This window comes from Mesorhizobium sp. P2_C7 (assembly GCF_056404515.1).
Window position 1 is genome coordinate 247,793 of sequence record NZ_JBFUDW010000001.1, and the last position, 13,671, is coordinate 261,463.

Sequence of the window (13,671 nt, forward strand, 5' to 3'; positions counted from 1 at the left end):
ATGCCGGCAGCCTCCGCCGCCACCACGCTGAGCGCCAATCGCAACTACCGCAGCGCCTTCTGCCCCCCAGCGGCCGTGATGACACCGACAATGATCAGCCCGGTCAGCAGCAGCCGCACGCCGGCGCTGACGCCGAACGTGTTGAGCATCGTCAAAAGCAGCACCAGGAACAGCGCCGCGCCCCAGACGCCCGGCACATTGGCCTTGCCGCCGGCCACCGAGGTGCCACCGATGACGACGACGGCGATCGAGGCCAGCAGATACTCGTTGCCGATATCGACATTGGCGCCACGGAAATAGCCGGCGAGCAGCGCCCCGTCGATGCCGCCGAGTGCCCCCGACAGCGTGTAGGTGAGGAAGCGTATGCGGCCGACATTGACGCCGGCAAGCCACGCCGCGCGGATGTTCTGGCCGATCGCCAGCACCGAGCGGCCATAGATCATCCGCTGCAGCGCGATGGCCGCACCGATGGTGAACAGCACGGTGAGGATCGCCAGCACCGGAATGCCCAGCACCTGCCAGTTGGCGAAATCGGCGAAGCCGGGCGGCGGCTTGATCTGCAGCCCGCGCCCATAGCTGATGTCGATCGACTGGATGATGAAGCTGGCCGATAGTGTAGCGATGATCGGCGGAATGCGCAGCGCCCAGATCAGCAAATAGTTGGCGGCGCCGATCGCGGCACCCGTGGCGAGCGCCGCCAAAAGCCCGACCACGATCATGGCATCGTTGCCGTCCATCACCTTCATGGCGACGGCGCTGGCCAAGCCGATATTGGCCGGCAGCGACAGATCGACATTACCGGGCCCAAGCGTGATGACGAACATCTGGCCGACACCGACAATGACGGTGAACACCGCCAGCGACAGTGCCGCGGTGACCATGCCGCCGGCGCCATAACCGCCGGTGAAGGCGATCGTCGCCAGCCACACCAGCAAGGCGCCAAGGAACGACCAGATCCAGGGTTTGGCGAGCAGTGGTCTCAACGCGGCCATGGCTACCTCTCCCTGCGGCTGATCAGGACGCGGGCCGCCAGCACGATGATCAGGATGGCGCCATTGGCGGCCACCTGCCAGTCGGGCGGAATGTGCATGAAGGTGAGCAGCGGCGAGGCGGCCAGCGCCAGTGTCAGCGCGCCGATCACCGCGCCGATCGGCGACACCCGGCCGCCGACGAATTCGCCGCCGCCGAGGATGACGCCGGCAATCGCCAGCAGCGTATAGCCATTGCCGATATTGGCATCGGCCGAAGTGGTGATGCCGATTAGTGCCATGCCGGACAGCACGCCGAACAGGCCGGCCAGCGCAAACAGCACGATCTTGGTCTTGAGCAGCGACCAGCCGGCGCGGCCGAGGGCGGCCGGATTGCCGCCGGAACCACGCAGGATCACGCCGTAGGAGGTACGCATCAGCCCGAAATGGACGATGAGGCCGATCAGCAGCGCCGCGATGATCGGGAACGGCACAAAAGGCGGCTTGAATGCCATGAATGCCAGCAGCCAGTCCGGCGCCTTGCCGCCGGGTTTGGGCAGGACGAGGATGGCCAGCCCTTGCCAGACGAAGCTCATGCCAAGCGTCACCACGATCGAAGGCAGGTTGCGCAGATGGATCAGCGCGCCGAGCAAGGCATAGACGCCGATCGAGCCGAGCAGGATGGCGACACCGATCAGCGGCGCGTCCTTCAGCCACGTCGCGGTAACGCAGCCGACGAAACCGACGAAAGTGCCGATCGACAGGTCGAGCTCGTTGCCGGCGATGACGAACATCTGCGCGATGGTCGCCAGGGCGATCGGGATCGCCAGGTTCAGCATCAGGCTGAAGCCGAAATAGCTGATGGCCCGCGGATTGAGCCAAGCGATGGCGAGCAGCACCAGCGCCAGCGACAGCGCCGGCAACAACCCGCGCAACAGGCGGGAACGGGCCAGCGCGCCACGCTCGGCGGAACTCCTGGCAGTGGTGTCGAGGCTGGCGGCCGTCATCTCAGGCCGCATCGCCGAACGAGGACTGGATGATCTTCTCTTCGGTCAATTCGTCGCGACCGAGATTGGCGACGATGCGGCCGTTCTTGAAGACATAGATGTGGTCGCAATTGTCGAGCTCTTCGGTTTCCGTGGTGTACCAAAGGAAGGTGCGGCCGCGGCGGGCCTCTTCCTGTACAAGGTCATAGACCTCCAGTTTGGTGCCTATATCGACGCCGCGCATCGGGTCGTCCATCAGCACGATCTGCGCGTCCGAGCCAAGCGCCCGGGCAAACAGCGCCTTCTGCTGGTTACCACCCGACAGCGAGAAGATGTTGTTGTTCATGTCTGGCGTGCGGATGCCGATCTTCTTTTGCCAGACTGCAGCGAGCTCGGCCTCGCGCTGCGGCGAGATCAACAGCCCGTTGCGCAAACGCGCCAGCGAGCGGATGCCGATATTCTGCGCAATCGACCATTGCGGGAAGATGCCGTCCGACTGGCGGTCGCCGGCCACCAGCGCCACCGGCGCGGTGACCTCGATACCGGCTCGGGCACGCGATGCAGCAGCGAAGATCGCCAGCAACAGGTCGGTCTGACCATGGCCCGCCAGACCGGCCAGGCCGATGATCTCGCCGGCACGGGCGACAAGGTCGGTGCCGTCCTTCTGCACGGCGGGTCGCGCCCGCACCCGCAGCGCGCTGGCCCCTGGTTTGGCGTCGGCGACTTGCGCCGCGATCTTCTGGCGCGCTTCCGCCCCGCCCATCGCCGTCACCAGCCGGTCGCGGTCGAAGGCACCAGCGGCGTCGGCGACAACCACCTTGCCGTCGCGCATCACCACGATGCGGTCGGCGTTCCGCAACACCTCGCCCAGCACATGCGAGATCAGGATGCAGCTTTTGCCGCCGGCGACGAAGCGGCGCACGAAGGCTAGCAACTGTCCTGCCGTGTGCGCGTCGAGCGACGATGTCGGCTCGTCCAGGATGACGAGGTCGAGCCTATCCTGCGTGACCGTGAAGGCGCGCGCCACCTCGACCATCTGGCGCCGGCCGATCGACAGGTCGCCGACGATGTCGGACGCCGAGATGCTGTGACCGGGAAAGATCTCGTCGAGCTTGGCGGCGATCAGTTCGGCCGCCTTACGCCGCCAGCCGAAGCCGCGCAGCGACGCATGGTTGATGCGCGTGTTTTCGGCGACGCTGAGATTGGGACACAATGACAGTTCCTGGAACACGCAGCGTATGCCCAGTTGCTGGGCCCGCGACACCGAGTAACTATCCTCGATGCCGCCATGCACGCCGATCTGGCCGCTGTCGGGCACCAGCGTGCCCGCAACCATGTGCATCAGCGTCGACTTGCCGGCGCCATTGTGGCCGACAAGCCCGACGCATTCGCCGGGGCCAACGTGGAAATCCACGCCGCCCAGCGCGCGAACGGCGCCGAAATGTTTTTCGGCGCCGTTCAGTCTGATGATGTCAGCGTTCCCTGCAACCATGCTCAACGATATCCGCTCGACGATACGGACGGCAACGCTTCTCCGACACTCACTTGATATTGGCTTTGATGGCCGCGATCGCGTCCTCTTGCGTGTATTCGTGGCTGGCAACGCCACCCTTGACGATCTTCGGCAGCTCGGCTTCGAAATCGTCCTGGGTGAAGGCCAGATACGGCACCAAGAGATCGTGCGGGATGTCGGTGCGGCCGTCGAGCACCTGTTGCGCCACCCAGAAAGCGAGCGACGACACACCCGGCGCGATCGACGCCGACCAGGTCTTGTAGCCGTCCTTGTCCTTCTGTTCCTTCCACCACTGCAATTCGTCCTGACGGTTGCCCATGATGATGGTCGGGCGTGGCTTGCCGGCGGCGGCGAAGGCCTGCGCAGCGCCATAGCCGTCACCGCCCTGGTCGACGATGCCGACGACATCGGGCAGCGACGGCAGGATGGTCGCGACCGCCTTCTGCGCCGTGGTCTGGTCCCAATCGCCGGTCACCGAACCGACGATCTTGAACTCGGGATGGGCAGCGACACCTTCAAGGATGCCGGCATGGATGGCATCGTCGATCGAGGTGCCGGCAAGGCCACGGATTTCCAGCAGATTGCCGCCCTTGGGCTGGAACTTGGCCATCTGCTCGACTTCCTGCTTGCCCATGTCCTTGAAGTCGACGACGACGCGATAGGCGCAAGGTTCGGTGACGGTGCCGTCGAAGGAGACGACGGTGATGCCGGCGTCACACGCCTGCTTGATGGCGCCGTTGAGTGCGTCCGGCGAAGCGGAGTTGATGACGATCGCGTCATAGCCCTGCAGGATCAGGTTCTGCACCTGAGCCGCCTGCGTCGGCACTTCCTTGTCGGCGGTCGTAAAGATATCGGCCGCGCCGACGACCTTGTCGGCGACCGCCTTCTTGGTGACGATGCCATAGCTGTCGAGCATCGCCTGCCGCCACGAATTGCCGGCGTAGTTGTTGGAGAAGGCGATCTTCTTGCCACTGGTGTCGGCAAGTGCGGTGCCCGAGGCGAGCATCGCCGCCAGAGCGCCCAAGACAAACAGTTTCTTCATGTCGTAATCCTCCCAGATGTTTACTGCTGCAGTTCCTGCCGGTTTTGACCCCGGCCTCGCTCCCAATCTGATTTGAGCACGGACGGTCCCGAACTCAAAACAGTCTCAATCCCGGCACACGCACCCGGAGCCGGTACAGCGACGTCGATGCGGCGATGTACAGGCTCCTCAGATCGTCGTCGCCGAAGGTGAAATTCGCGCAGTCTTCCGGCGTCCGGATGACCCCCAGAATGGCACCCGACGCGTCGAAGACATGGATGCCGCCGGGGCCGGTGCAGTAGACATTGCCGCGGCTGTCGATCTTCATGCCGTCCGGCGCTCCCGGCCCGTCGCCTTCGGTCACCGCCCACACCGCGCCGCCGTTGAGGTCGCCATCCGCCTCGACGCCGAACACCCTGATATGTCCGCGTTCGGTGTCGTTGATAAACAGCCGCGACTCGTCCAGCGAGAAGCAAAGCCCGTTCGGCTGGACGAAATCGTCGGCCAGCAATGTCAGCCGGGCGCCGTCGCTGTCGATGCGGTAGACGCCCTGGAAAGACAATTCCTGCGGCCGCGGCACGCCGTAGAATTCCACTCGGCCATAGCCCGGATCGGTGAAGTAGATCGAGCCGCCGGTGGCAACGACGATATCGTTCGGGCTGTTGAGCTGCTTGTCCTGGTGGTGTGTGGCAAGCACGGTCATGCTGCCATTGGGTTCGGCGCGGGTCACCCGGCTTGTCGCGTGCTCGCAGGTGACCAGCCGTCCCTGGCGATCCAGCGTATTGCCATTGGCTTTGTGGCTCGGCTCGCGGAACAGTTCGATCTCGCCCGCGGCACTGCGGCGATACATGCGGCTTTCCGGAATGTCGGAGAAAACCAGCCACTTCTCATAGGGATGCCACACCGGCCCTTCGAGGAAACCGAAGCCGCTCGCCAGCGTTTCGATCGTCGCATCGCCGACGACGTCGTCGAAGCCGGAATGGCGAGCTCGCGTCGACACCGACATCACTGATGCCCGGCGGCGCGAACAGCCGTGCGAATCCACATGGCGACGAATGGCATGAGCGCTTCCCGATATGTTTTCTTATTGGGGATCGAAGGTAGTTGCGGCACCGGCGTGGCGATACGGGTCAAAGCGCACGCCCGACTGTGCATTTGCACAGTCGCGCCCAAGCAAAGGAAAAGTGTCAAACGGTTTTCCGAACCGCTCTGGCTGCAATCAGTGATCGGGCGAAGCCTGCGCCAGCCAGGCGTCGAGCCGGTCCTGCTCGCGGCGCAGCGCGTCGATATTGATCAGGCCGCGCGCCATGGCGAGATAGATCGCCCGCGTCCGCGAGTTGAACACGGATGCATCGCCGGCCCCGTCCTCCGCCGGCACGATACCGAGCTTGTCGTACACATGCTTGATGCGGCTCTGCGCGCCGCGGATCGACAGGCCGCGGCGTGCGGCGATCGCCCGGTCGGTCAGGCCAAGCGCGATGTCGATCAGGCTTTCATATTCGCCGTCGGTGATTCCTTCGAACTTGTCCTGGACGCGGTGCTGGATGCCGCGAATCTCGCGGTCGATGATGCAGTGGCCCTCGCGGAAAACGCCGCGCAAGGCCGAACGCATGCCTTCCTCCGTTGCCGATTTGAGCACATAGCCATAGACCGAGCCGGGCGGCACGATGCGCGCCACGCCGCGCACATAGGCCTCGTCGGCGAAATTCGACCAGAACAGGATGTGCGTGCCGGCGCGGCGGTTCCAGATCGCCCTGGCAACCTCGATCCCGGTCGCCTTCGGCATCTGCAGGTCGAGGACGACATGCGGCGGTTCGCGCTCGGCCGCCAGGTTGATGGCGTCCTCGCCGTCGCTCGCTTCGATCACCTCGACGTCGCCGGGCCACAATTGCTCGACGGTGCGCCGCGCGAAGGTGCGGTGCAGCCCGTCATTTTCGGCGATCATCACAAGCATCACATGGCCTCCGACACGGCGAGCTGGCCGGGCGCCGCTGCAGCCGCCGCAACCGGCAGCTCCCGCGATGGCCGGCGGTCGATCTCCACGACGACACGCGTGCCGCCACTCTTGCGGCCGGCCTGCCCGATGCGCAGCCGCGCACCGATCAGCGCGGCGCGCGTATGCATGTGGCCAATGCCGCCATGGGCGGCCGGATCGACAGCGCCGCAGCCCTGGCCGTCATCGGTGACAATCACCCGCAGCACGCTTGCGGTCGACGCCAGCAGCACATCGATGCGGCGCGGCGCGGCGTGGCGGACCGCGTTGTTGATGGCTTCCTGCACGATCCTGTAGAGTGCCGTTCGGACGGGCTCCGGCAGATTGTCGGCGCTGCCATCGCTGGTGTCGGCGATGCGCACGGCGATTGGCGGCTTGGCTCTGGCGACGCTGCGGTTGAGATGCGCTTCGACCGCATCCCGCAGGCCGAACAGTTCGAGCACGCTCGGCCGCATGTCGTCGACGATGTGGCGCAGTTCCGTCAGGCAGCCGGCGACCTCCTGCTCGAGGTCGGCAAGCTGCGCCGCCCGGGCCACGCCCTGGCCGCGCAGGGCCGAAAGCTGGCGTGCGATGCGGGCAAGGTCGGCAAGCGTCTGGTCATGCAGGTCCATGGCCATGCGCCGGCGTTCGCGCTCCATGCCCTCGGTCAGTTGCGAGGCGCCGACCCGCAGCAATTCGACGCGGTTGCGCGCCTCGCTCTCGGCAAGCATGGCGCGGCGCGCCTCCTCGGTCTGGATCAGCGCAAAGATATAAGGCGCGATCAGATCGGCGCATTGCTGGGCGACCGCGACATCGGCAAGCGTGTAGCAGCCGACCTCGTGCCGGCTGATGTTCAGCGCCCCGATGATGCCGCCGCGCGCCCTGAGCGGCACGACGATACGGCTGCGCAGCCTGGCCGCGAAGATCGGTCCATCGATGGCCGTGGCGAAATGGAAGCGCTCGTCGCGTAGCGCGTCGTCGGAGAGCAGATAAGCCACCTCGCCCCACAGCACCGAGCGAATCGGGCTGACTTCGGTCGGCAGCGGATGCTGGGCAAGCTCGCTCCAGCTGGTGTGGAAGCCGGCTTCATAACAGGCATGCCTGCGCCCATCATGCGACAGCACCGCCAGATCCATATGGTCGTGCGGAATAAGCGTGCCAATCTCGATGGCTGTGGCGCGAAACGCCGTGCCGGGATCGATATGGCCGGCAAGCGCCGCCGAAATCGCCAGCAACCGGTCGATCAGGACCAGGGACACCTCCGGCATGGCTTCGCGATCCTCCCGTGCCGGGAATAGTGGACGCTACGCGGCGCCCATGTCAACGAGGGCGCCATTGGCCGTGGCGATCAACTTGCGGTGCAACGATTGAAAAGGGTTCGCGTCCTGGTCTAGGGAAAGGGCCAGGAGATCGCAATCGAATGCCAGTGACGCCAAACGTTGCTCCGGGCGCCCCGGGAATCCCGGCTCGCTGGACGTCAAGCGCCAAGAGTGGCGTTGGAACGTCCCTTTCGCCAAGCGGCCATATCTGGTTCACGATCAGCCATGGCATTCTCAACGAGATTTACTATCCGCACCTCGACAGCGCCTGCACGCGCGACCTCGGCCTGATCGTCACCGGCCCCGACGGCTATTTCTCCGAAGAAAAACGCGATGCTGTGCACGCCATCGAGCCCTTCGAGGACGGCGTGCCGGCCTACAGGCTGGTCAACACCGCGACTGACGGCGCCTACCGGATCGAAAAGCGCATCCTTGCCGACCCGGCGCGGCCCGCTTTGCTGCAGGAAATTACCTTCACAGCGCTCAAGGGTGCCGCCAGCGACCATCGCGTCTACGCCTTGCTGGCGCCGCATCTCGTCAATGCCGGCATGGGCAACACCGCCTGGGTCGGTGACCACAAGGGAAAACCTGTGCTCTTCGCCTCGGGGCGCGGCACCTGCCTGGCGCTGGCCTCGTCACTGCCCTGGCGCACCGGCTCGGCCGGCTATGTCGGCGTCTCCGACGGCTGGCAGCAGCTCCACAATACAGGCGAGCTCGATCCGGCCTGCCAACGGGCCGAGGACGGCAATGTCGCGCTGACGGGCGAGATCGGCTTTACCGCTTCGGAGACAACGGCCTTGCTGGCGTTGGGCTTTGGCGCGACATCGGACGAGGCGGCCGAAAATGCCTTCGCCAGCCTCAAGCAAGGTTTTGAGCCCGCCGCCAACGCCTACGTCGAGAGATGGCGGAAGTGGCAAAAGAGCCTGCTGCCGCTGGACCGGCATGGCGAATCCGGGATCAACTTCTATCGTGTCTCGACCGCGGTTCTGTCGACCCACCGGTCGATCGCCATACCGGGTGCGGCGGTCGCCAGCCTTTCGATTCCGTGGGGCTTCAACAAGGGTGACGACGACCTCGGCGGCTACCATCTGGTCTGGCCGCGCGATCTGGTCGAGACCGCCGGTGGTTTTCTCGCCGCCGGCGATGCCGCGTCGGCCCTGCAAATCCTCGACTTTCTCAGTTCCATCCAGCAACCGGACGGCCACTGGCCGCAGAACGCCTGGCTCGACGGGTCGGCCTATTGGCCAGGCATCCAGATGGATGAATGCGCCTTCCCGTTGCTGCTGGCCGATGCGCTGCACCGCTCCGGGCACCTGCCGCAAGCCAGGCTGCTCGCCTTTCAGTCGATGATCGAGCGCGCCGCCGGCTATGTCGTGCGCAACGGACCCGTCACCGGTGAGGACCGCTGGGAAGAGGATGCCGGTTACAGCCCGTTCACGCTTGCCGTCGAGATCGCGGCACTGCTTGCTGCGGCCGACCTGCTCGACGCCTGCGGCAAGCAGGTCGCCGCGACCTATCTGCGCGAGACCGCCGATGTCTGGAACGACCAGGTCGAGCGTTGGACCTATGTCACCGGCACGGCACTCGGCAGGCAGGCCCGCGTCGACGGCTATTACGTGCGCATCGCGCCACCCGACAGCGCCGAGGCCGGTTCGCCGAAGGATGGCTATGTCCCGATCAAGAACCGTCCGCCCGGCGATTCCGACCAGCCGGCCGAGGCGATCGTCAGCCCGGACGCACTGGCTCTCGTCCGCTTCGGCCTGAGGGCAGCCGACGATCCGCGTATCGTCGACACGGTCACGATCATCGATGCGCAATTGCGCTGCGACCTGCCGCAGGGGCCGCTCTGGTACCGCTACAGTGACGATGGCTATGGCGAGCATGAGGATGGCGCACCCTTCGACGGCACCGGCCAGGGCCGGCCGTGGCCGTTGCTCGCCGGCGAACGCGCCCATTACGAGCTTGCAGCCGGACGCAAGGACAGAGCTGTAGACCTGCTGGCCGCGCTGGAAGGCTCGGCCGGGCTGGGCGGCCTGCTGCCCGAACAGGTCTGGGACGGCGCCGACATGGCGGAGCGCGAACTGCTGCACGGTCGCCCCTCGGGCAGCGCCATGCCGCTGGTCTGGGCGCATTCGGAGCATATCAAGCTGTTGCGCTCGGTGCGCGACGGCACGGTCTTCGACATGCCGCCTCAAGGCGTCAAGCGCTACATCGAGGACAAGACCGTGTCGCCGTTCAGGACATGGCGCTTCAACAACAAGATCCGGACGCTGCCGGCCGGCAAGACGCTGCGCGTCGAGCTCTTGGCTCCGGCGACGGTTCGCTGGAGCAGCGATCACTGGGCGACCGCCGCGGACAGCCAGACGATCGAGAACGCCTTCGGCATCCATCTTGCCGATCTGCCCACCGCCAGCCTCCCCGCCGGAAGCACGCTGATCTTCACTTTTTTCTGGCCCGGAGCCGGCGATTGGGAGAATGTCGACTTCTCCGTCATATCAGGCGATCAGGATAGCCAGTCGATCCTTCCTCGATAAATCCAGTAAATCTTTAGGAAACAGGGACGAAACCATGCAGATCGGAATGATGGGATTGGGCCGGATGGGCGCCAACATGGTCCGGCGCCTGATGCGCGACGGCCACGAATGCGTCGTCTACGACATCAACCCGGCCAGCGTCGCGGCTCTGGTGACCGACGGCGCTTCAGGAACGGCATCCATGGAAGAATTCGTCGGCAAGCTGGTCAAGCCGCGCTGCGTCTGGCTGATGCTGCCGGCGGCGATCACCGGCAAGATCATCGATCAGGTGGCCGCCCTGATGGAACCCGGCGACATCATCATCGACGGCGGCAATTCCTACTATCACGACGCCGTCGACCAGGCCGCGAAACTGGCCGACAAGGGTATCCATCTTGTCGATGTCGGCACTAGCGGCGGTGTCTGGGGCCTTGAGCGTGGCTATTGCCTGATGATCGGCGGTCCCGACGTTGCGGTGCAGCACCTTGATTCGATCTTTGCCACGCTGGCGCCCGGTGCCGATGCCGGCTCCAATCCGCCCAAGGATGCCGGGACCGCACCGTTTGGCTATCTGCATTGCGGGCCCAGCGGTGCCGGCCACTTCGTCAAGATGGTGCACAACGGCATCGAATATGGCGTGATGGCCGCCTATGCAGAAGGCATGAACATCCTGAAGTCGGCCAATGCCGGCAAGCGGCAACGAACGGCGGACGCCGAGACCAGCCCCCTGGAAAACCCGCAATACTACCAGTTCGACGTCGACCTCCCTCAGGTGGCCGAGGTCTGGCGGCATGGCAGCGTCATCGGCTCCTGGTTGCTCGATCTCACCGCGGGCGCGCTTAAGAATGATCCGGGCCTGGCGAATTTCGGCGGCCGCGTCTCGGATTCCGGCGAAGGCCGCTGGACGCTGAAGGCGGCGATCGACACCGGCGTGCCGGCGCCGGTCCTGTCCTCGGCGCTGTTCGACCGCTTCTCCTCGCAAGGCGAATCCGAATTCTCCGACAAGCTGCTCTCGGCAATGCGTTATGCCTTTGGCGGCCATGTCGAGAAGCCGAAGTCCGGCTCGTGACGGCGGCAGGGGAGACACGCCGATGAGCCCGGAACGGTCCGACACGCTGGTGCTCTTCGGAGCCACCGGCGACCTCGCCCACAAGAAGATATTTCCAGCCCTTTACCAGATGGTGGCCAAGGGCACGCTCACCGAACCGGTGATCGGCGTGGCGTTCGACGCCTGGGATCTCAAGCAATTGCAGGCGCGCGCCCGCGACGGCATCGTCAATGCGCTCGGCAAGATCGACGAAAAACTGTTCGCCAAGTTCGCCTCCCTGCTGCGCTATGTCAGTGGCGACTACCGCGATCCGGCGACGTTCGAGAAACTCAAAACCGCGCTCGGCACCGCCCAGCGGCCGCTGCACTACATGGCGGTGCCGCCGACCATGTTCGAGACCGTCGTCCAGGGACTGGAGCAATCGGGCACGGCTCGTGGCGCGCGGCTGATGGTCGAAAAGCCCTTCGGTCACGATCTGCAATCGGCGCGCTGGCTGAACCGGGTCCTGCATCTGGTGTTCGACGAACAGTCGATCTTCCGCATCGACCATTATCTCGGCAAGGAAGCGATCCAGAACCTGCTCTATTTCCGCTTCGCCAATTCCTTTCTGGAGCCGATCTGGAACCGCAACTTCGTCGAGAGCGTGCAGATCACCATGGCCGAGGATTTCGGCGTCGAGGGGCGTGGCCGCTTCTATGACAATGTCGGCTGCATCAGGGACGTCATCGAGAACCATCTGCTCAACATCCTGTTGCTGCTTGCCATGGAGCCACCCGTCGGCCGTTCCGCCGACGATTTGATCGACGAGAAGGTGCAGGTGCTGCGGGCGATCCGCACCTTGGCGAAAGACGATGTCGTGCGCGGTCAGTTCACCGGCTATCTCGCCGAACCCGGCGTGGCGCCTAACTCACCGGTCGAGACCTTTGCCGCGGTGCGCTTTTTCGTTGACACCTGGCGCTGGCAGGACGTGCCGTTCTTCATCCGCGCCGGCAAGAACATGCCGGTGCATGTCACCGAGGTGGTGGTGCGGTTGAAGCGGCCGCCGCTCGACGTCTTCGATCCGATCAAGCCGGCCGACCAGAACTACGTTCGCTTCCGCATCGATCCGCAAGTGGTGATCGCCGTCGGCGCCCAGCGCAAGGCGGCGGGCGACGACATGATCGGCGAACAGGTCGAGCTGACGGCGCTCGACGACAGCAAGAGCGACATGCCGCCCTATGAGCGGCTGATCGGCGATGCCATGAACGGCAACGGCCAGCTGTTCACGCGCCAGGACGCCAGCGAACTCGCCTGGCGCATCGTCGGCCCGGTGCTCGGCGACACCACGCCGCCGCACCTTTATGAACCTCTCACATGGGGTCCGGCGGACGCGATGGCGGGGTTCGGGCCGCCCAATGGCTGGATCGATCCGGTAAAGTGAGTGGAGGTGGCGCAATGGCCAAAGCGGTGAAGCAACCGGCATCGGACGCTGAGAAGATCGTGCTTGCAATCGATATTGGCGGCTCGCATGTCAAGATCCTCAGCAGCGCCGGCGGCGTGGAGCGGCGCGCCGACTCCGGGCCCGGCCTGACGCCGCAGCAGATGACCGATACGGTGAAGAAGCTAGCCGAGGACTTGTCCTACGACGTCATCTCGATGGGCTACCCCGGCCCGGTCACCCACAACAGGCCGCTCACCGACCCTGCCAATCTCGGCAAGGGTTGGGCCGGCTACGATTTCGCCGCGCAATTCGGCAAGCCGGTGAAGGTGGTCAACGACGCGCTGATGCAGGCCATCGGCAGCTATGAAGGCGGCCGCATGCTGTTCATCGGACTGGGAACCGGTCTCGGTGCCGCGATGATCGTCGACAATGTCGCCCAGCCGATGGAACTCGCCCATCTTCCCTACAAGAAGGGCAAGAGCTTCGAGGACTATGTCGGCGAACGCGGCTTGGAAAAGCGCGGCAAGAAGAGATGGCGCAAATATGTCTTCGACGTCGTCGACCGGCTCCGCGCCGCCATGCAGCCTGACTACGTCGTCATTGGCGGCGGCAATGTCGAGAAGCTCGATGAATTGCCCGCCGACAGCCGGCGCGGCGACAACACACGCGCCTTTGAAGGCGGATTTCGTTTGTGGCGCGACAAAGCGCTGATAGTCTGATATTGTTATTGTTTAATATAGTTGTTCAAAATAACGTGTGCCGCGGCATCAAGTCATTGCGCTGCGCAGATTTGCCGACTAGGAATCCCGCGCCACAACAACGCTGCCGTCCCGTGGATGCACAAAGGACGCCGTAGCATTTTGATTTTGCGCATGATCCTTTCCGGGAATCGAATCCGATTTTCAGGTCAT

11 protein-coding genes are annotated in these 13,671 nt (G+C 64.7%); 4 read left to right on the forward strand and 7 right to left on the reverse strand.

Annotated elements, in window-relative coordinates; all coding sequences use genetic code 11:
• Nucleotides 1-44: 44 nt before the first annotated feature.
• The 7 genes from AC1D2G_RS01205 to AC1D2G_RS01235 all read right to left on the reverse strand — a co-directional run bounded on the left by AC1D2G_RS01205 (nucleotide 45) and on the right by AC1D2G_RS01235 (nucleotide 7,728).
• Entirely contained in the window at nucleotides 45-992 is a 948-nt protein-coding gene (locus AC1D2G_RS01205; protein ID WP_457150205.1) for an ABC transporter permease, read from the reverse strand.
• 2 nt (nucleotides 993-994) lie between these two features.
• Nucleotides 995-1,975, reverse strand: coding sequence for an ABC transporter permease (locus tag AC1D2G_RS01210; protein ID WP_477411606.1), 981 nt, complete (start codon nucleotides 1,973-1,975; stop codon nucleotides 995-997).
• Nucleotide 1,976: 1 nt separating this feature from the next.
• Nucleotides 1,977-3,446, reverse strand: a complete 1,470-nt coding sequence (locus tag AC1D2G_RS01215; protein ID WP_477411607.1) for a sugar ABC transporter ATP-binding protein — start codon at nucleotides 3,444-3,446, stop codon at nucleotides 1,977-1,979.
• 49 nt (nucleotides 3,447-3,495) lie between these two features.
• Nucleotides 3,496-4,509: a substrate-binding domain-containing protein gene (locus tag AC1D2G_RS01220; protein WP_095084081.1), complete on the reverse strand. Its 1,014-nt coding sequence runs from the start codon at nucleotides 4,507-4,509 to the stop codon at nucleotides 3,496-3,498.
• 94 nt (nucleotides 4,510-4,603) lie between these two features.
• Complete coding sequence (locus AC1D2G_RS01225; RefSeq protein WP_477411608.1) at nucleotides 4,604-5,494, reverse strand: SMP-30/gluconolactonase/LRE family protein; 891 nt, start codon at nucleotides 5,492-5,494, stop codon at nucleotides 4,604-4,606.
• A 213-nt stretch (nucleotides 5,495-5,707) separates the two neighbouring features.
• Entirely contained in the window at nucleotides 5,708-6,442 is a 735-nt protein-coding gene (locus tag AC1D2G_RS01230; RefSeq protein WP_457150201.1) for a response regulator, read from the reverse strand.
• Nucleotides 6,442-7,728 carry a sensor histidine kinase gene (locus AC1D2G_RS01235; protein ID WP_477411609.1) on the reverse strand — a complete coding sequence of 429 codons (1,287 nt, stop codon included), beginning with the start codon at nucleotides 7,726-7,728 and terminating at the stop codon, nucleotides 6,442-6,444. Before AC1D2G_RS01235 ends, AC1D2G_RS01230 begins: the two co-directional genes overlap by 1 nt.
• Before the next feature lie 152 nt (nucleotides 7,729-7,880).
• Between AC1D2G_RS01235 and AC1D2G_RS01240 the strand changes: the two genes are divergently transcribed.
• Genes AC1D2G_RS01240 through AC1D2G_RS01255 form a run of 4 tightly spaced genes read left to right on the forward strand, consistent with a single transcriptional unit; the run spans nucleotide 7,881 to nucleotide 13,479 of the window.
• Nucleotides 7,881-10,313, forward strand: coding sequence for a glucan 1,4-alpha-glucosidase (locus AC1D2G_RS01240; RefSeq protein WP_477411610.1), 2,433 nt, complete (start codon nucleotides 7,881-7,883; stop codon nucleotides 10,311-10,313).
• 34 nt (nucleotides 10,314-10,347) lie between these two features.
• Entirely contained in the window at nucleotides 10,348-11,361 is a 1,014-nt protein-coding gene (gnd, locus tag AC1D2G_RS01245; RefSeq protein ID WP_477411611.1) for a phosphogluconate dehydrogenase (NAD(+)-dependent, decarboxylating), read from the forward strand.
• 22 nt (nucleotides 11,362-11,383) lie between these two features.
• Nucleotides 11,384-12,760 carry a glucose-6-phosphate dehydrogenase gene (gene zwf / locus AC1D2G_RS01250; protein ID WP_477411612.1) on the forward strand — a complete coding sequence of 459 codons (1,377 nt, stop codon included), beginning with the start codon at nucleotides 11,384-11,386 and terminating at the stop codon, nucleotides 12,758-12,760.
• Between the two features lie 14 nt (nucleotides 12,761-12,774).
• Nucleotides 12,775-13,479: an ROK family protein gene (locus AC1D2G_RS01255; RefSeq protein ID WP_477411613.1), complete on the forward strand. Its 705-nt coding sequence runs from the start codon at nucleotides 12,775-12,777 to the stop codon at nucleotides 13,477-13,479.
• Nucleotides 13,480-13,671: the final 192 nt, after the last annotated feature.

Excerpts from the sequence above, each read along its gene's own strand:
- AC1D2G_RS01235 (WP_477411609.1), bottom strand. The coding sequence starts at position 7,728 with ATGCCGGAGGTGTCCCTGGTCCTGATCGACCGGTTGCTGGCGATTTCG.
- AC1D2G_RS01205 (WP_457150205.1), bottom strand. The coding sequence starts at position 992 with ATGGCCGCGTTGAGACCACTGCTCGCCAAACCCTGGATCTGGTCGTTC.
- AC1D2G_RS01240 (WP_477411610.1), top strand. The coding sequence starts at position 7,881 with ATGCCAGTGACGCCAAACGTTGCTCCGGGCGCCCCGGGAATCCCGGCT.
- zwf (WP_477411612.1), top strand. The coding sequence starts at position 11,384 with ATGAGCCCGGAACGGTCCGACACGCTGGTGCTCTTCGGAGCCACCGGC.
- AC1D2G_RS01230 (WP_457150201.1), bottom strand. The coding sequence starts at position 6,442 with ATGCTTGTGATGATCGCCGAAAATGACGGGCTGCACCGCACCTTCGCG.
- AC1D2G_RS01215 (WP_477411607.1), bottom strand. The coding sequence starts at position 3,446 with ATGGTTGCAGGGAACGCTGACATCATCAGACTGAACGGCGCCGAAAAA.
- AC1D2G_RS01225 (WP_477411608.1), bottom strand. The coding sequence starts at position 5,494 with ATGTCGGTGTCGACGCGAGCTCGCCATTCCGGCTTCGACGACGTCGTC.
- gnd (WP_477411611.1), top strand. The coding sequence starts at position 10,348 with ATGCAGATCGGAATGATGGGATTGGGCCGGATGGGCGCCAACATGGTC.
- AC1D2G_RS01255 (WP_477411613.1), top strand. The coding sequence starts at position 12,775 with ATGGCCAAAGCGGTGAAGCAACCGGCATCGGACGCTGAGAAGATCGTG.
- AC1D2G_RS01220 (WP_095084081.1), bottom strand. The coding sequence starts at position 4,509 with ATGAAGAAACTGTTTGTCTTGGGCGCTCTGGCGGCGATGCTCGCCTCG.
- AC1D2G_RS01210 (WP_477411606.1), bottom strand. The coding sequence starts at position 1,975 with ATGACGGCCGCCAGCCTCGACACCACTGCCAGGAGTTCCGCCGAGCGT.